This window comes from Kitasatospora sp. NBC_01300, from assembly GCF_041435235.1.
Lineage (GTDB): Bacteria > Actinomycetota > Actinomycetes > Streptomycetales > Streptomycetaceae > Kitasatospora.
In genome coordinates this window covers 7295658-7312086 of the sequence record NZ_CP108408.1, presented here as the reverse complement: position 1 = coordinate 7312086, position 16429 = coordinate 7295658, and the positions used below count along the sequence as shown (strand labels likewise).

The following is a 16429-nucleotide window of genomic DNA, read 5'->3' as shown; positions in this document are numbered from 1 at the left end:
CCGCGCTACGGCACCACGGTGACCGGCCAGCGGCCCGCCTTCACCAGGCGGACGGCGACCGAGCCGATCACCCGGTGCCCGGCCTGCTCGGAGGCACCGACCACGACGGCGTCGGCACGCAGTTCGTCCGCGAGCTTGGCCAGCCCCGTATAGGGGTCGCCGCGCATGGTGAGGAAGCGCCATTCCACCCGCCACACCTCCTTCACGTGGTGCTCGGCCTCGCGGAGGGCGGACAGCAGCTCGTCCGCGATCTCCTGGGTGGTCTCCTCCACCGCGGCCCCGGCCAGCGCGGTGGCCGCGCCCAGGATCGGCTGGACGTACGCGACCGCGAGGGTGGCGCCCTGGCGGCGGGCCAGCCCGGCGGCGTAGGCGGTGGCGCGCCAGGAGGAGTCGGAGCCGTCCAACCCCGCCAGGATCACCTTGGGCCCGTCCGTCCCCAGTTCGAAGCCCGCGGGGGCCGCTGCCGCCCCGGGCTTCTCGGCGCCGCCGACGGCCTCCACGTCCTCTGCATCGCTCTCGTTGCTCATGGCCCCGAGGCTATGCCCGCCACCGTGCGTGAGCGGAGGGGGCCCTCCCGGTGAGGGTTGTGGTGCGGGCCACCCGGGGCGCCGGGCGGTGCGGCGATTTCGCCACCGGGGGCTGCCGGGACGTCACGCGCTGTCGACGATGTGGGCGGGCTCACACGGCTTTCGGCGTGACCCAGGCCACTTCGCCGGGTGGTTTGATCTTGCAAATGGTGGCAAATCGGGCCAAATCATGTCATTTCCTTGATCCTTACGCCCGGTAACGGCCTCCTGACGTGCCTAAACCTCCAAATCCTTGAAACCGCCTCAACCGCCCCCGTACCTTCGAATCCGTTGCACCAAGCACTCCGCTCCGGCCGGCTTCACCGCCCCGGAACCGGAACGGTGCCGGACCACGCGAGTGACGTGTCCCCCCGAAACCGACGGCCTTCCGAGGGCCTGGTTCCGCGCGCTCGCAGCCTCCTCCGAAAGGAATCGCATGACCTTCCGTAACGAGACTGCCGCTGCCACCACCACCGCCACCCCGAAGCGCCGCAACCGCGTCCGGATGGCTCTGATGGCCGGGGCGATCACCGCCCTGCCGGTCGCCGGCCTCGTCACGGCCACCAGCGCCTCCGCCGCGCCGGCCACCGTCTGGGACAAGGTCGCCTCCTGCGAGGCCACCGGCAACTGGGCCGTCAACTCCGGCAACGGCTTCTTCGGCGGCCTGCAGTTCACCTCCAGCACCTGGGCCGCCTTCGGTGGCACCGCGTACGCCCCGCAGGCCCACCAGGCCACCAAGGAGCAGCAGATCGCCATCGGCGAGAAGGTCCTCGCCGCCCAGGGCCCCGGCGCCTGGCCGATCTGCTCGGTCAAGGCCGGCCTGGGCAAGTAGCCCCCACCCCCCGGCCCGCCTGTCCCGGGCCCCCGACGCCGCCGCACCCTCCCCGGGTGCGGCGGCGTCGTCGCGTTCCCGCCCGCTGCGGCCGACCGCACGCGCCGGCCTGCGGGCCGCGCCCGCGGACGGCGGTCGAGCGAGTCGGACTACCGCACCGGGGCCCGCTCCGGACCGCCGCCGGGCGGGCCGCCGGCCACCACCGTCACCGAGAAGTCGGTGTGCCAGTCGGGCGAGGGGCAGTCCTCCCGCCCGGAGACGTCCAGCGTCCCGCCGGGCAGCACCTGGCCCGCGGTCGTCGCCGGATCGATCACCACGGCCGGGTCGATGAAGATCGCGTCCTGGTAGCGCGGCCCGACCCCGTAGTGGCAGGTCAGGGTCCGCGGCCCGGTGGCCGTGCAGTCGGACGGCGTCGGGCTGGTCAGCGTGGTGTGCTCCGGCACGGTGATCCGCACGTCGATCGGGTGGGTCGAGTACGACGGACCCGCGTTGTACACCCACAGCGGCAGGTGGATGGTGGCCCCGGGTGCGCCGGTGAGGTCGCCCGGCTGCGGCACCGGGTGCCCGGCCTGCCAGGCGGAGGAGGCGCCGACCATGAAGTGGGCCCGGGTGTCGTCGGTGGTGAAGCTGTACGGCGTGGTGTGGCCGGACTGGTCCGGGTCGCCCGGGTAGAAGGCCTGCACGTCACCGCTGATGGTGGTGAACGGTGAGGTGATCGGCGCGACGTACAGCGACAGCCGCTCCACGGACGTGGCCCCCGGCGCCAGGCCGGCCGGGACGGAATAGGAGCTGCCCGTCCCGAAGTACGTCAGCGCCACCGGCGGGTCGGCCGACTTCACCACGCCCGGCGGGGGCAGATGGACGACCACCAGGGTCGGATCGGTGGTCGCCGCCGGGCCCCGGTTGGTGACGCGCACCTCCAGGATCCCGCTCTCGCCCGGGACCACCGGGCCCGGGGGCGGGCAGAGCTCGACGGACAGCCGAGCGGTCGCCGACCGCTCCGCGCGCGGGGCGGTGACGGCCTGGGCCGGCCAGGCCACGAGGACTACGGAGAGCGCGGCCAGGGCGGTCGCACGCAGGGTTCGTATCATGACCATCACGCTCCCCCCATCCGACACTCAGGGCAATCGGATGACTGCCGTCCGTAGCGAGGCCGGCGGCGCCGTTCCGCTCCGCCACGAGCTTCCCCGGGGCCCCGGCCGGAGCCCGACGCGTACCGAGGTGGCGACGGTCCGGCCGCGAGCCGGTCACGAACCGACCCGGCGCACCGCACGGCAGGTACGGTCGGTTCGCCGGGACCGTAGGCGAATTCCATCGGGGGGACCATGCGCCGCCGCACCTGGACCCTGCTCGTGCTCGTGGCCTCGCTCGGGCTGGCCGCCTGCGATCCGCACACCGATCCCGGCCGCACGCTGCCGCCGGACGACCGGCCCGGCTACGCGATCCCCGCGCCCAGCCCGCCCCACCCGCCGATGCCCGAGCTGCGGGGCCAGACCGTCCTGGCGGCACGGGCGCTGCTGCCCCTCTGGTACCCGGTCAGCGTGCGGGACGCCGATCCGCGGGGGCGGGTCGTGGTGGTGCAGTGGGAGTGGCGGGTGTGCGGGCAGAGCCCGGCGGCCGGCGAGGTGCTGACCGGGCAGGCGATCGGCCTGACGGCGATGCGCGTCGAGGAACCCTGCCCGTAGCGTCGGCCTGACGGTCCGCTACGACCTGTCCGGCCGGGGCGGGAGCGGCAGCGGGAGAGCAGGAAGGCCGTCGATGCTGGTGCCGACGTACTGCTTGCCCTCGCAGTAGGTGCTGAACTCCTCCTCGTCCTTGCGGCCGAAGAACTGCGCGTGCAGCTCGCGGTCGGCGCGGTAGTCCATCAGCGGGACGGCGAACCCGCAGGAGTCGCTGACCCGTTCGGCCCGCACCAGCACGATCGCGCGCAGCCCCGAACCGTCGGCGGCAGGGTCGAAGAGGCCCAACAGCCCGGCGAAGCGCGGGTCGTCACGGAACACCGGCTCGCCCCGGCCGTGCACCCGCACCACGGTCGGCGGGCCGTCGAAGGCGCACCACATCAGCGTGATCCGGCCGTTCTCCCGCAGGTGGGCGACCGTCTCGGCGGTGGATCCGCCGAAGTCCAGGTAGGCGAGGGTGAGTTCGTCGATCACCACGAGCGTGCCGGAGCGGCCCTTGGGCGAGACGTTGACGTGCCCGTCGGTGGAGAGGGGCGCGGTCGCGACGAAGTAGACGGGCTGCCGTTCGATGAACTCCCGCAGCCTGCCGTCGATGCTCTCGTACTGCTTTCCCATGCCCACCAGTGTGCGCCCATCTCGCCTGGCAAGAAAGGATGATCCACTGGGCGAGACGGCTGCTTCACCGGGACGCCCGCAGGGCGGCCGAACTCGGCGGCCCCGGTGCGCGTTTGTCCAAGACACCCGCCCCCGCCGTGCGGCACCCTCGAAGGGCCCGGCCGGTACGGGGGACCGGCCGGGCCCGGGCGGCCGATACTGGGAACGTGACGACGGAAACCCCCGAGACGTCCCCAGCCGGCGCAGACACCGACGCCGGCCTGATCGACGAAGCCGTCCGCGCCCGGCCCGCACCCGCGCTGCGCCCGTACGTGGCCTGGTACTCCGGGTACCGCCAGCGCGGCATCCCGCCCGCCCTGCACCGCGGCCTGCCGTCCCCGTACCTGACGTTCATCCTCACCCTCGACGAGCCGCTGGTGATCGCCGGGCACCCCGACCCGGCCCAGCCGCCCGGCAGTTACCCGACACTGCTCGGCGGCCTGCACACCGGCCCGGCGCTGATCACCCACGACGGCCGGCAGTCCGGCGTGCAGATCGCCGTGCACCCGTTGGCCGCCCGGGCGCTGTTCGGGCTGCCCGCCGGCGAGCTGGCCGGGATCGACCTCCCGGCGGAGGAGGTGATGGGGCGGCTCGGCCCGCGCCTCCAGGAGCAGTTGCAGTGCGCGCGCACCTGGTCCGAGCGCTTCGCCGTGCTGGACGGGACGCTGCTGCGGGCCGCCCGCCCGTCCGGGCAGGTGCCGCCGGAGGTCGGCTGGGCCTGGCGGGCGCTGCGGCGCAGCAACGGCGCCCTGCCGGTGGCGGCGCTGGCCCGGGAGACCGGCTGGAGCACCCGGCACCTCCAGGAGCGGTTCCGCCGGGAGACCGGTCTGACGCCGAAGGCCGCCGCCCGGGTGATCCGCTTCGACCGGGCCCGCCACCTGCTGGCCGCCTCGCCGCCGCCCCGACTCGGCGACCTGGCCGTCCGCTGCGGCTACTTCGACCAGGCGCACCTGGCCCGGGAGTTCCGCGCCCTGGCCGGGGCGGCGCCGAGCGCGTGGCTGGCGGCGGAGGGGCCGGAGGAGGCGAAGTTCCGAAACGTCCAAGGCGGGGCGGGTGCGACGGCCGCAGAGTGGGAAGCGTAAGCAACCCGAGCCCCCCCCCGAGGAGACAGCCATGGACGGCACCGCCCCCGCCCCGCAGGTCTGGCCCAGCCTGCGCGCCACCGACGCCCGGGCCCTGATCCGCTTCCTGGTCGACGCCTTCGGCTTCCAGGAGGTCGTCGCCTACGGTGAGGGCGAGTTCGTCGCCCACGCCGAACTGGCCTGGCCGGAGGGCGGCGGCGTGATGCTGGGCTCCGACCGGGAGACGCCCGAGGGCGGCGCGCCCTGCCCGGGCCGGCCGGGCGGTTTCACCGCCTACGTGGTCACCGCGGACCCGGACGGCGTGCACGACCGCGCCGTCGCCGCCGGGGCCCGGATCACCACCGCGCTCACCGAGACGGACTACGGCTCGCGCGACTTCGCCGCCGCCGACCCGGAGGGCAACCAGTGGTACTTCGGCACCTACCGGGGTGCGCCGCGGCCCGCCGCCCCCGCACGGGGGTAGGGGGCCCCGGCGCCGGCGGACCGGCTGCGCCCCCGCCGCCGCCCGGGCAGACTGGCTGCGGGGGCCACGCACAGGCCCACCCAGGCTCCGGGGAGCACCCATGCCCCAGCTCACGGTGGACGGGCGCACCCTCGCGCTCTCCCACCTCGACAAGGTGTACTACCCGCGCACCGGCACCCTCAAGGGCGAGGTGCTGCGCTACTACGCCGCCGTGCACGGCGCCCTGCTCCCCCACCTGCGCGACCGCCCGGTCTCCTTCCTGCGCTGCCCGGACGGCGTGGAGGCCGAGGTGTTCGTCGCCAAGAACCCGCCGGCCGGCACCCCGCGCTGGGTGCGCACCGTCGAGGTGCCGAGCAGCGGCGGCGACCTGCGCCAGGTGGTCCTGGACGACGGCGCCGCGCTGCTCTGGGCCGCCAACCTGGGCTGTCTGGAACTGCACGTCCCGCAGTGGCACGCGGCCGCGCCCGGGCTCGCCGACCGCCTCGTCCTGGACCTCGACCCCGGTGCGGGCGCGTCCGTCCTCACCTGCCGCGCCGTCGCCGTCCTGCTGCGCGAGCGGCTCGCGGCGGACGGCCTGGCGGCCTGGGTGAAGACCTCCGGCTCCAAGGGCCTGCACCTGCTGGTCCCGATCGAGCCCACCCCCAGCGCCCGGGTCTCGGCGTACGCGAAGGCGCTCGCCGCCGCGTTGGAGGGCGACCACCCGGAGCTGGTGGTGCACACCATGGCGAAGGCCCGGCGGGCCGGCCGGGTGCTGGTCGACTGGTCGCAGAACAACGCCAGGAAGACCACCGCCGCGCCGTACACCCTCCGGGCCCGGCCGCTGCCCACGGTCTCCACCCCGCTGACCTGGGCCGAGCTGGAGCGCGCCGGCACGGCGGACGACCTGGTGTTCACCCTCGCCGAGGTGCCGGAGCGCCTCGCCGCCCACGGCGACCTGTTCGCCCCGCTGCTGGACCCGGAGCAGGCCCGGCCGCTCCCCGCCGGCCCGGCGACCCGGCAGGAGGCGCCCCGCCAGGAACAGCCCCGCCAGGTGCTCCACCCGCCCGTCGAGGTGATGCGCCCCGCCGCCGTCACCGCCGTCCCGCCCGCCGACGGCCTGGGCGGCGCGGGCGTGCAGTACGAACTGAAGCTGGACGGCTTCCGCTGTGTCGCCTTCGCCCGCGGCGCCCGCCCGCCCGTCCTGCAGTCCCGCACCGGCCGCGACCTCGCCCCCGAGTTCCCGCCGATCGCCGCCGCCGTCGCCCGGCTGCCCGAAGGGCTGGTGCTGGACGCCGAACTCGTCGCCTGGCGGGCCGGCCGGTTCGCCTTCGGGGAACTGCTGCGCACCCGCCGGGCCCGGGCCGCCGCCCCGGACGTCGTCCTCGGCCTGATCGCCTTCGACCTGCTCGCCCTGCCGGGCCGCGACCTGCGCCGGCTGCCGCTCACCGACCGCCGCCGACTGCTGCTCGCCGCCCTGGCCGACGTCCCGCCGCCGATCCAGCCGGTGCTGGCCACCACCGACCGGACGGAGGCGCTGGACTGGATGACCGGCCTCGCCGACACCGGCGTCGAGGGCCTGGTCTGCAAGGCCGCCGGCTCCCCCTACCGCCCGCGCGGCGCCGGCCGCGCCTGGGTCAAGTACCGCCGCAGCGACACCTTCGACGCCACCGTCCGCGCCTTCACCGGTCCGGCCTCCCGTCCGCGCGCCCTCGTCCTCGAACTCGACGACGGCCGGGTGCTCCTCAGCGCTCCCCGGCTCACCCCGGTCCAGGCCCGCGAGGTCGCCGAGGCAGTCGCTCCCCTCGCCGGCCCGCCCGTCACCGATCCCGAGCACGGCCCGGTCCACCCCCTCACCGGCCCGCTCCGCGCCGAAGTGACCCTCACCGGCCGCCCGCCCGTCGCCACCTTCGTCCGGCTGCGCGGCGACTGACCGCCCCCTGTGTACCTCGGGCCTCGGCCGACCCGGAACTCCACTGGGCGGGAGGCGGGTTCACCCCTTCCGCCGCTTCGCCGCGTGGACGAACTCGGTGACCAGGGTGTCGTTGAAGACCGGCAGGTCGGCGGGTCGGCGGCTGGTGACGAGGGGGCCGGGGCCGGCGCGGCAGACGTGCACCTCCTCGTCCACCCAGTGGGCTCCGGCGTTGCGCAGGTCGGTGCGCAGGCTCGGCCAGGAGGTGAGGGTGCGGCCGCGGACGGCGTCGGCCTCGATCAGGGTCCAGGCTGCGTGGCAGATCGCGGCGACCGGGCGGCCGGAGGCGCAGTAGGCGCGGACGAAGACCACCGCGGCCTCGTCCAGCCGCAGCGCGTCGGGGCTCGCGACGCCGCCGGGCAGGACCAGGCCGTCGAAGGCGGCCGGCCGCGCCCCGGCGACGAGGAGGTCGACGGCGAAGGTGTCGCCCGGGGCCCGGTGTCGGACGGCCTGGACGCGGCCGGGCCCGGTGGACAGCAACCGCGGGGTGCCGCCGGACTCGGCCACCGCCTGCCACGGCGAGGTCAGCTCGACCTGCTCCGCCCCGTACGGCGCGACCAGGAAGGCGATCGTCCGGCCGGTGAGCGTGGTGGACGGCCAGCCCACGGCTCAGCACCGGTGCGGATCGCAGGCGGAGCCCAGGGCGACGGCGGCGGGCGGGGCGGGGCTGAGCCGGGCGCGCGGGCAGTCCAGGTGAACGGCCAGCTCCAGGTGGTCGATCCGCGACACCACGCCGACCGGGACGGACAGCCGGGTGCCCGCCACCCAGGGCCCGGCATCGACCAGCAGGTGGTCCCCGGTGTCCTGTTCGACCCGGCCGAGCGGGCCGTCGGTGGCCTGCACCTCGTACCCGGTCAGGTTCAGGTCGGCAGCATGGTGGGGGCCCGGACGGTACTCCCACAGGTCGGTGGTCATCACGCCTCCGGTTGGTCCCAGGGGCGGCGTTCGCGGCGCTCGTCCCGGTCGGGGGGTTCGGCACGGCGTTCGCCCCGGTCCCGGCCCGAAGCCTGGTCCCGGCCCGCGGCCCGGCGGCGCAGCAGCGCCGAGGTGGCGATCGCCGCCGCCACCGAGGCCGCCCACACCAGCCCGAGGGCGGTCAGCACCGCGGTGGTCGGGGTCCGCACGCCGATGCTGAGGCAGATCGCGGACATCACCAGGGCGGTCAGCACCACCCCGGCGGACAGGCGGCGCCCGACGCCGCGCAGCACGCGCCGGACCCGGCTCGGCGACTTGGCGCCCATCGTGCTCAACTTCCGGTCGAGGCGCGTGTCCTGGCGCAGATCGGACTCGATCTCCTCAAGGAGCCGTCGCTCCCATCCGCTCAACGCGGGTCCGTCCATCTCGGTCACCTCCGACACTTCCGGTGACGTGCTCGCACCCGGGCGGTTGCCCGGTACGGGCAGGCGCTAACCGCTCAGGGGGCCGCCGGTTACGGCGTGTGGTGCGGCGCCGGCGGCGGCGCCCACGGGGCCGAAGGCCCGGGGACGGGCCAGCAGGCTGTCGTCCAGCACGCGCAGCAGGGCGTCGGCGTCGCGGTGGACCTCGACCGCGCCCGCCGCCCGCAGCTCGGGGCCGGCGTCCGCACCGGCCGCCAGGGCGACGCACGGCACCCCGGCCCGCCGCGCCGCCAGCACCTCGCGCACGCTGCCGGCCACCGCCACGGCGTGCGGCGGTGTGCCGCCGACCAGTTCCAGCGCGGCCCGCACCGGGTCACGCCCGGGGGCGGTCACGGTCAGGGCCGGTGCCCCGCCCGGCCCGGGCCCGGTCAGCACGACCGTCCAGCCCCGGGCGGCGCACTCGCGCAGCAGTTCGGCGGAACCGGGCGGCGCAGGGCGCCAATCGGTACCGAAGAGAGCCGCCGAGATCACCGTCATGGCCGACCGTTTCCCTTCCCGGGCCGCGCACCGTACGCGCCCTTCCAGGTTAGGCCGCTCCCCCGCCGTGCGCGCAGCCTGCGGCCCACCGGTTTCCCGGCACCGGGAGGACCCGCTCGGCGGCCGGTCGGCGAACCCGGCTACCCGGCGTCCGGGTCGGTGGAGAGGCGGGCGTGGAGGTGCTCGTCGACGTAGTCGCCGTCGCCGCCGTAGCGGTAGGAGGCCCGGGTGGTGCCCTCGTGGCGGAAGCCGCCGCGGTCGGCGACGCGACAGGAGGCCTCGTTGCCGACCGCGTGCCAGAGCTCGATGCGGCGGGCGTCGGCGGTGGCGACGGCCCAGCGGGTGACGGCGGTGACGGCGCGGGTGGCGATGCCCCGGCCGCGGGCGGTGGGGAGCAGCCAGTAGCCGACCGTGGCGATGCCGTCCGACTGGTTGCTCCAGCCCAGGAAGGCGTTGCCGTGGAGGGCCCCGTCGAGGGCGTCGGTGATCGCGAAGGCGGCCGCGCTCCCCTCGGCCCAGCCGGTGTCGCAGCGGTCGAGGTAGGCCTCGGCGCCGGCCGGGTCGGCGATGCGCAGCGGGTTCCAGCGGGCGATCTCCGGGTCGGCCGCGGCCGCCACCAGGGCGGGGACGGTGCCGCCGGGCACGTCGAGGGCCCTGCCCCAGGGGCGCAGCGCGACGTCGCCCAGGTCGAGGGTGGCGGGCCGCAGGACGCGTCGCTCGGCGGAGGTCTCGGGAGTGCTCATCCGGCCTTCCTATCCCGCCCGCTCCGGTGCCCGCCAGCGAATTTCCCCGGCCGGTGAGCGGGCCGGTGAGCGGGGCGGCGCACGGCGGGCCCGCCGTGCGCCGCCCGGACGGCCGGATCAGACGATCCGGGACAGGTACCCGTTGTCGACCAGCCAGAGCACGTTCAACTTGGCCGGGCCGCCGGGCACCAGGGCCGCGTCGAGCTGGTACTGCAGGCCCCAGCCGGGCTGGCCGAACCACGGGGCGATCGGGCCGGCGTGCACCTTGAAGGGCTTGACCACCTTGTAGTCGTGGTAGTTGCAGCCCGCCGGCGGGGTGCCGTCGAGGCTCTGCGGCGGGATGGAGCGGGTGGAGTAGGGCAGTCCCTCGGGGGCGAGGAAGGCGCCGTACTCGCTGCCGTAGCGGTCGATGTTCTGGTTCGGGTAGAGCGTGAGGTCGAACTCGACCGGGGTGCCGTCGGGCAGGGTGACGTAGCCGTCGGACGGCGGGTAGATCCAGCCGCCGGCGCCGTTGTTGCCGGCCGGGTCGTAGTAGGTGGTGAGGAACTTCTGCTCGCTCAGGGAGCCGGTGCGCTGGTAGCCGACGAGTTCCCTGCCGACCCGGCCGGTGGTGGGCAGGTCGGCGGGGCCGAGCCGCTTGTCACCCTGGTAGAAGTCGGCGGAGCACTCGTCGGCGGGCGTGGCGGCCCGGGCGGAGGCGCCCGCGGTGGAGGTGCCTGCGGTGGAGGTGCCTGCCGTGGAGGTGTCGGCCGCTGCGGCCGGGATGCTCGGGGCGAGCAGGGCGGCGGCCGCGGCGAGTGGCGCGACGAGCAGGCGAAGGCGAAGGCGCACGGTGTCTCCGTCGTGAGGGGGGTGGCACGGAGGGGGCGTCCTGCTCACCCTCCGTGTCCGTTTCGGCACCAGGCAAGCGGATCAGCTGATCATCCGTCAACACGACTTGGCCGAAGGCGCACCGAATCCTCCGGTTCCGGCCAACCCCCGGACGTCGGACCGGTTCACCCGGAAGAATGAAGGGTTCGGCACCGGCCGGACCGTCCGGACGGCCGGCCCTGCCAGCGCCCCCGCCAGTGCCCCCCAGCGCCCCGTCAGCGCCCCGGCGCGACCCGCCCGACCAGGTGGAGCAGCCGGTCGAGGGCGTCCTTGGAGTTGGGCTCGGTGAGGTTGACCATGAGCCGGAACGCCACCTTCAGCAGCGCCGGGTGGCCGAGCCCGGCGGCGCCGGCCGCGCCGAGCAGCTTGGGCCGGCCGAGCAGGTCGGCGGCGAGGCGGCCGAGCGCGAAGTAGCCGGCGTAGGCGGAGCGCAGCGCCTGCGGGTAGGCGCGCAGGGCCAGTTCGCGTCCGCGGTCGGTGCGCCGGGCGAGCGCCTGGACGATGGTCTCGGCGGCGTAGCGGCCGGATTCCATCGCGTAGGCGATGCCTTCGCCGGTGCCGGGGCTGACCGTGCCGCCGGCGTCACCGACGAGCAACAGGCCGTCGGCGTAGTGGGGTTGACGGTTGAGGCCCATCGGGAGGGCGGAGCCGCGGACGGGATCGGTGACGGCGTCGGGGGTGTAGCCGTACGCGGGCGGCAGGTTGTCGCACCAGCGGCGGAGCAGGTCGCGCCAGTCGAGGTCGACGTGGGCGGTGTCGAGGACCCCGAGGCCGACGTTGGCGGTGCCGTCGCCCATGCCGAACACCCAGGCGTAGCCGGGCAGCAGGCGGCGGGCGGGGTCGCCCGGGTCGCGCAGGTCGAGCCAGGCCTCCAGGTAGCGGTCCTGGTGGCGGGGGGTGGTGAAGTAGGTGCGGTAGGCGACGCCCATGGCCCGGTCGGTGCGGCGGTAGCGCTTCATCGCGACGGAGAGGCGGGTGGAGTTGCCGTCGGCGGCGACCACGACCGGCGCCTGGTAGCTGACGGGACGGCGCTCGTCGCCGAGCTTCGCGGTGACGCCGGTGATCCGGCCGCTCCGCTCGTCCACCAACGGGCCTGCCACGTTGGCCCGTTCGATCAACCGGGCGCCGGCCGAAGCGGCCCGGCGGGCGAGCAGTTCGTCGAAGTCGGCGCGCCGGCGGACGAGTCCGTGGCCGGGGTAGGCGGACAGCTCGGGCCAGTCGAACTCCAGCGCGCGCCGGCCCGAGATCAGCCGCAGCCCCTGGTTGTGCAGCCAGCCGGCCTGCTCGGAGACGTCGATGCCCATGTCCACCAACTGCTTGGTGGCGCGCGGGGTGAGGCCGTCGCCGCAGACCTTCTCGCGCGGGAACGCGGACTTCTCCAGCAGCAGGACGTCCAGGCCGGTGCGGGCGAGGTGGTAGGCGGCGGTGGAGCCGGCCGGGCCTGCGCCGACCACGATGACGTCGGCGCTCTCCTCGGTCCGGGCGGGCCGGGGGGCCCGGCCGCCGTCTGCGGGCACCTGCTGCTCTGGGCCGGGCATCACGCACTCCCACGGGGTCGGATCGACTGCGGGCCCGACGGGGCCGCAGGGGCCCCGGACGGACCCGGGCAGGGTCATTCGGACAGGTTCGTTCGGACGGGGCCATCCGGACGCGGCCGGACGCGGCGGTCCGAGACGGACGATAGAGAACCACGGCACCCGCCCGCCGCCCCGACACGCGGGCCCGCTCCGATGACCGGTCAATATCGGCCACCGCAGCGGCTGCGCGGTCACCCGCCGGGTCGGAACCCGCCGTTGACCACCGCGCCGGCGACGGGGCCCGGCCCGTCGGCGGGCCGCCGTCCGGCACCCGCCCCCGGAAGACGACGGAGCCCCTGCCTCCGACGGCGGTGTCGGACGGCAGGGGCTCCGTGGAACTGCTGCGGCGGCGTCAGGGGTTGAGCGCCAGCACCACGTAGGCGGCCAGCACGGAGAGGTGCACGGCGCCCTGGAGCGGGGTGGCCCGGCGCGGGATGACCGTCAGGGTGCCGAGCACGATGGTCAGGGTCAGCAGCACCATGTGCGCCGGGCCGAGGCCGAGGTCGAGCGGGCCGGGGAGCCAGTAGGAGGCGATCGCGACGGCCGGGATGGTCAGGCCGATGCTGGCGAGCGCCGAGCCGAGGGCCAGGTTGAGGCTGGTCTGCACCCGGTTGCTCAGCGCCGCTCGCAGCGCCGCGATGGTCTCCGGCAGCAGGACGAGCAGGGCGATCACGACGCCGACGACGGAGTGCGGCAGTCCGGCTTCGTCCACGGCGTGCTCGATGGTCGGCGAGACGCCCTTGGCGAGGCCGACCACGGAGACCAGGGCGACGCCGAGCAGCAGCAGGCTGATCCAGGCGGCCTTGGCGGTCGGCGGAGCGGCGTGGTCCTCCTCGTCGAGCACCCGGCCCTCGGGGGTGACCGGCAGGAAGTAGTCCCGGTGCCGGAAGGTCAGGGTGGTCACGAACAGCCCGTACAGCACGATCGAGGCGGTGGCCGCGAAGACCAGCTGGGTGGTGGAGAACTGCGGGCCCGGGGAGCTGGTGGTGAAGGTCGGCAGCACCAGGCTGAGGGTGGCGAGGGTGCCGATGCAGGCGAGCGCGGCGCCGGTGCCCTCGGCGTTGAAGACGGCGGTCCGGTACTTGATCGCGGCGACCAGGATGGACAGGCCGAGGATGCCGTTGCAGGTGATCATCACGGCGGCGAACACGGTGTCCCGGGCCAGGGTGGCGGACTTGGAGCCGCCGTCGGCCATCAGCGTCACGATCAGCGCGACCTCGATCACGGTGACCGCGACCGCGAGCACGAGCGATCCGAAGGGTTCCCCGACCCGGTGCGCGATCACCTCTGCGTGGTGCACGGCGGCGAGCACGGCGCCGGCCAGGAAGCAGGCGACGACGCCCACCACCCAACCGGGCAGGTCCCGGTGCCAGGTCAGGGCGAGGACGACGAACGACACCACCGGAACGACGACGGTCCATTGCGCGGTGGCCGCGCGGAGCTTCGTGATCATGCCGCCGAGCATCCCAGACCGGGGGCCGCCCACCCGGTTGCCCGCGCCGGGATACGTAGGGATGTGGTACAAGTCATCCCGTTTTGCCCGGTCACCCGCCGTAGTCGGCTAGGTACCGGAGCACCTTGTCGACGTGCGGGCGGACCCGTTCCGGGACGCCTCCGACGGCCGCCACGGTCTTGTCGCTGGTCCGGTAGGCGGCGGCCACCAGGGCCGGCAGGTCGCGGGTCAGGCCCCGGTGCTTTATCTGCTGGTCCAGCCAGCAGACGTAGTTGCCCATCGCGGCGATCGCGTCGCCCGGGTCCAGGTAGGACTTGGGGCCGTCGTGGGCCGCGGCCTTCGACCAGGCGTCGAAGACGGCGGGCGTCCACATGGCGATGCCGTACTCGCCGGTCTCGGGGCTGGCCGCGTTCGGGTCGAAGCCGCTCTCGGCCTTGAGCATCGCGGCCAGCAGCGCCGGGGTGATCTCGGGCTCGGGGCAGCGCCGGGCGGCGACCTCGATCATGCCGCGGTAGGCCACCGGGACGTCGGAGCCGGCCGGGATCGCGCCGGGCAGCGGGGGCGCGGCCGGGTGGGCGGCCGACCCCGCGGCGGGTACGGCCGCGCCGGGCTCCGCGGCCTCCGGCTCGGGGGCCCCGGTCAGGGCGAGGACGGTGGCGGCGCAGGCCAGCAGGCCGGTGGCGGCCCGCAGGGCGCCGCCGCGGCGGCAGGCCGGACGAGCGCCGGCCCGGGCGACCAGCGCGGCGAGGTCGGTGCGGGCCCGCTCCTCCCGCCCGGGGGCCAGGCAGGCGGTGACCACGGCCCGCCAGGGCCCGGGCAGCGCCTCGTCCAGCCGCAGCGGCGCCGCGCCGCGCGCGTACGCCTGGGCGGCCAGCGAGCGGGCCCGGGAGGTGGCGCCGAGGAACGGGTGCAGGCCGCCGGTGAGCACCTGGTGGGCGATCACCCCGAAGGCCCAGATGTCGGCGCTGGGGCGCACCGCGACGCCGCGCGCGCCGGTGCGCTCGGACCACCACTCGGGCGGGACGTGGTCGGGCGAGCCGAGCGGCGGCGTGTAGGCGTGGGTGCCCTCCAGTTCGGCGGTGAGGCCGAAGTCCGCGATCTTGGCGGTGCCGTCGGGCATCAGCAGGATGTTGGCCGGTTTGAGATCCCCGTGCACCCAGCCGCCCCGGTGCATGTGGGTGAGCCCGGCGCAGACCTCGGTGAGGACGCGTCCGGCGCCGGGCACCGGGGTGCCGGGGCGGGCGGCGGCGAGGACGTCCTGGAGGCTGCGGGCGGCGCGTTCCATCACCAGGGCGACGGCGCCGTCCAGGCCGGGGTGGGCCGGGTCGTCGACGACCGTCACGGCGAGGGTGCGGATCAGGTGGGGGTGGTCGGCGCGGCGGCTGTAGCGCATCTCGCTGCGGGCGACCTCCGTCATGGTCCGACGCTGGCCGGGGCTGAGCCGGGCGGGGCTGAGCAGTTTGACGGCGGCCGGGGTGCCGTCGGGGCCTTCGGCCGCGTACACGCTGCCCCAGGCGCCGGCTCCGAGGTAGGCGCCGGTGCGGTAGCCCGCGAGCCGGTAGCCGGCCGGCACCTCGAACTGCTGGTCCGGCAGGGGCCGGTCCTCCTCCGGCACCCGCTGCTCGGACGCCGGCTCGTCGGGCGGCGGCTCGTCGGACGCCGGCTCGTCGGGTGGCTGGCCGGCGGGCGGCTGGCCGGCGGGCGGCTGGCCGGCGGGCCTCACGGCCGGGAGGCCGGGCGCCGGGGCGGGAGCAGGGCCAGGTGCTCCTCCCGGACGAGGTCGAACTTCAGCGCCAGGGCCGCGAGTTCCTCGCGCTTGCCGCCGCCGGGGCCGTCGTCGTAGGGCTCGCGCAGCCGCAGTTTCGTCCACACCAGGTAGTCGATGTGGTAGTTGACCGCCGAACGCGTCAGCCCGTGGCAGGAGGGCAGGGCACGCAGCCGGGCCAGCACCTCCGTCACGCCGGGGACGACGGCGGCGGAGGGCGAGCGCAGCCGGGGCTCGCAGAGCGCGAGCAGCACCAGGAAGTACTTGGCGGTCGGGTCGAGGGCGAACGGGCTGACGGTGAGTTCGCCGTCGACGCCGCCGGGCCGGCCCTCCAGGTAGGCGTGCTGCGGGGCGAAGACCTTGAACGAGGCGGGTTCGCCGAGGGCGGGCAGCAGCACCCGGGAGAACTCGAACGGGACGGGCGCGCCGAGCCGGCCGGGCGCCACCTTGACGTGCTCGCCCGCGCCCTCCAGGTTCTCCACCACGTAGGTGGCGGAGGTGCTGAAGTTGGACAGCCGCCAGTAGTCCTCGGCGGCGGTGACCTCCCCCGCGCGCCGGGAGACGCCCTGGTCGGGCAGGGGGATGGGGGCCGGACGGCCGGGCTCGCCGCGGCCGAACGCGGCGGCCTCGCCGGGGCCCATCCGCAGCAGGCCGGGCGGTTCGCCGGGCGCCATCACGGGCTCCCGGTCGGGCAGTTGCACGATGACCGTGTCCACGCCGACACCTCCGTGGTTCGGGTCGATGCTAACGGCCCGATTCGCCCCGACGGCAGTTCGCCACTCGGACGAGTGAAGGGACACCGCCAACCCGGCCCGGGCGTCGCCGAGTTGCCCAAAGGCCGCTCACCTGCCGGTCCGTCGACCGTTCACCGGGTGGTTGCAGCACGTAGTTGAATGGTCACCTTGAGTGTGACGCAAGACACA

The 16429-nt window shown here is 75.5% G+C and carries 18 protein-coding genes and 1 pseudogene; 6 read left to right on the top strand and 13 right to left on the bottom strand.

The window, feature by feature from the left end:
• Positions 1-5: 5 nt before the first annotated feature.
• A complete protein-coding gene (locus OG556_RS31575; RefSeq protein ID WP_371522150.1) occupies positions 6-527 on the bottom strand; it encodes a universal stress protein in 522 nt (173 codons plus the stop codon).
• A gap of 475 nt (positions 528-1002) precedes the next feature.
• Between OG556_RS31575 and OG556_RS31570 the strand changes: the two genes are divergently transcribed.
• Positions 1003-1398, top strand: a complete 396-nt coding sequence (locus OG556_RS31570) for a transglycosylase family protein (protein WP_363617297.1) — start codon at positions 1003-1005, stop codon at positions 1396-1398.
• 149 nt (positions 1399-1547) lie between these two features.
• Here the strand turns inward: OG556_RS31570 and OG556_RS31565 are convergent, their stop codons facing one another.
• Positions 1548-2489 carry a hypothetical protein gene (locus tag OG556_RS31565; RefSeq protein ID WP_371522148.1) on the bottom strand — a complete coding sequence of 314 codons (942 nt, stop codon included), beginning with the start codon at positions 2487-2489 and terminating at the stop codon, positions 1548-1550.
• Positions 2490-2723: 234 nt separating this feature from the next.
• On the opposite strand from OG556_RS31565, the gene OG556_RS31560 reads away from it, so the two are divergent.
• Positions 2724-3083, top strand: coding sequence for a hypothetical protein (locus OG556_RS31560; RefSeq protein WP_371522146.1), 360 nt, complete (start codon positions 2724-2726; stop codon positions 3081-3083).
• Between the two features lie 18 nt (positions 3084-3101).
• On the opposite strand, the gene OG556_RS31555 is transcribed toward OG556_RS31560, so the two are convergent.
• Positions 3102-3692 (bottom strand): pyridoxamine 5'-phosphate oxidase family protein, encoded by a 591-nt coding sequence (locus OG556_RS31555; RefSeq protein WP_371522144.1) that lies wholly within the window; start codon positions 3690-3692, stop codon positions 3102-3104.
• Positions 3693-3898: 206 nt separating this feature from the next.
• Here OG556_RS31555 and OG556_RS31550 point away from each other — a divergent pair, with 206 nt between their 5' ends.
• The 4 genes and pseudogenes from OG556_RS31550 (at position 3899) to OG556_RS31535 (ending at position 7185) form a co-directional block, all read left to right on the top strand.
• Positions 3899-4813 carry a helix-turn-helix domain-containing protein gene (locus OG556_RS31550; protein WP_371522142.1) on the top strand — a complete coding sequence of 305 codons (915 nt, stop codon included), beginning with the start codon at positions 3899-3901 and terminating at the stop codon, positions 4811-4813.
• A gap of 31 nt (positions 4814-4844) precedes the next feature.
• On the top strand, positions 4845-5276 hold the full coding sequence (locus OG556_RS31545) for a VOC family protein (protein WP_371522140.1): 432 nt from the start codon (positions 4845-4847) through the stop codon (positions 5274-5276).
• 100 nt (positions 5277-5376) lie between these two features.
• Positions 5377-6255, top strand: a pseudogene (gene ligD, locus OG556_RS31540) (non-homologous end-joining DNA ligase); the annotation flags it as partial.
• Between the two features lie 75 nt (positions 6256-6330).
• On the top strand, positions 6331-7185 hold the full coding sequence (locus OG556_RS31535; RefSeq protein ID WP_371522996.1) for a DNA ligase: 855 nt from the start codon (positions 6331-6333) through the stop codon (positions 7183-7185).
• 60 nt (positions 7186-7245) lie between these two features.
• Here the strand turns inward: OG556_RS31535 and OG556_RS31530 are convergent, their stop codons facing one another.
• From OG556_RS31530 to OG556_RS31485, 10 genes are all read right to left on the bottom strand, one after another.
• The gene (locus OG556_RS31530) at positions 7246-7830 is read right to left on the bottom strand and encodes a type 1 glutamine amidotransferase domain-containing protein (RefSeq protein WP_371522138.1); all 585 of its coding nucleotides are present in this window, start codon (positions 7828-7830) and stop codon (positions 7246-7248) included.
• Between the two features lie 3 nt (positions 7831-7833).
• A complete protein-coding gene (locus OG556_RS31525; RefSeq protein ID WP_371522136.1) occupies positions 7834-8139 on the bottom strand; it encodes a PRC-barrel domain containing protein in 306 nt (101 codons plus the stop codon).
• On the bottom strand, positions 8139-8564 hold the full coding sequence (locus OG556_RS31520; protein WP_371522134.1) for a hypothetical protein: 426 nt from the start codon (positions 8562-8564) through the stop codon (positions 8139-8141). The genes OG556_RS31525 and OG556_RS31520 overlap by 1 nt, the downstream gene beginning before the upstream one ends.
• Positions 8565-8630: 66 nt before the next feature.
• Positions 8631-9098, bottom strand: a complete 468-nt coding sequence (locus OG556_RS31515) for an HAD family hydrolase (RefSeq protein ID WP_371522132.1) — start codon at positions 9096-9098, stop codon at positions 8631-8633.
• Between the two features lie 140 nt (positions 9099-9238).
• Positions 9239-9841, bottom strand: coding sequence for a GNAT family N-acetyltransferase (locus OG556_RS31510; RefSeq protein ID WP_371522130.1), 603 nt, complete (start codon positions 9839-9841; stop codon positions 9239-9241).
• A 117-nt stretch (positions 9842-9958) separates the two neighbouring features.
• Positions 9959-10672, bottom strand: a complete 714-nt coding sequence (locus OG556_RS31505) for a TNT domain-containing protein (protein WP_371522128.1) — start codon at positions 10670-10672, stop codon at positions 9959-9961.
• Positions 10673-10926: 254 nt separating this feature from the next.
• Positions 10927-12249, bottom strand: coding sequence for a geranylgeranyl reductase family protein (locus OG556_RS31500; RefSeq protein ID WP_371522126.1), 1323 nt, complete (start codon positions 12247-12249; stop codon positions 10927-10929).
• A 391-nt stretch (positions 12250-12640) separates the two neighbouring features.
• A complete protein-coding gene (locus OG556_RS31495) occupies positions 12641-13741 on the bottom strand; it encodes a calcium:proton antiporter (protein WP_371522125.1) in 1101 nt (366 codons plus the stop codon).
• Between the two features lie 91 nt (positions 13742-13832).
• Entirely contained in the window at positions 13833-15464 is a 1632-nt protein-coding gene (locus tag OG556_RS31490; RefSeq protein ID WP_371522123.1) for a protein kinase, read from the bottom strand.
• Positions 15461-16222, bottom strand: coding sequence for a serine/threonine protein kinase (locus OG556_RS31485; RefSeq protein ID WP_371522121.1), 762 nt, complete (start codon positions 16220-16222; stop codon positions 15461-15463). The genes OG556_RS31490 and OG556_RS31485 overlap by 4 nt, the downstream gene beginning before the upstream one ends.
• Between the last annotated feature and the right edge of the window lie 207 nt (positions 16223-16429).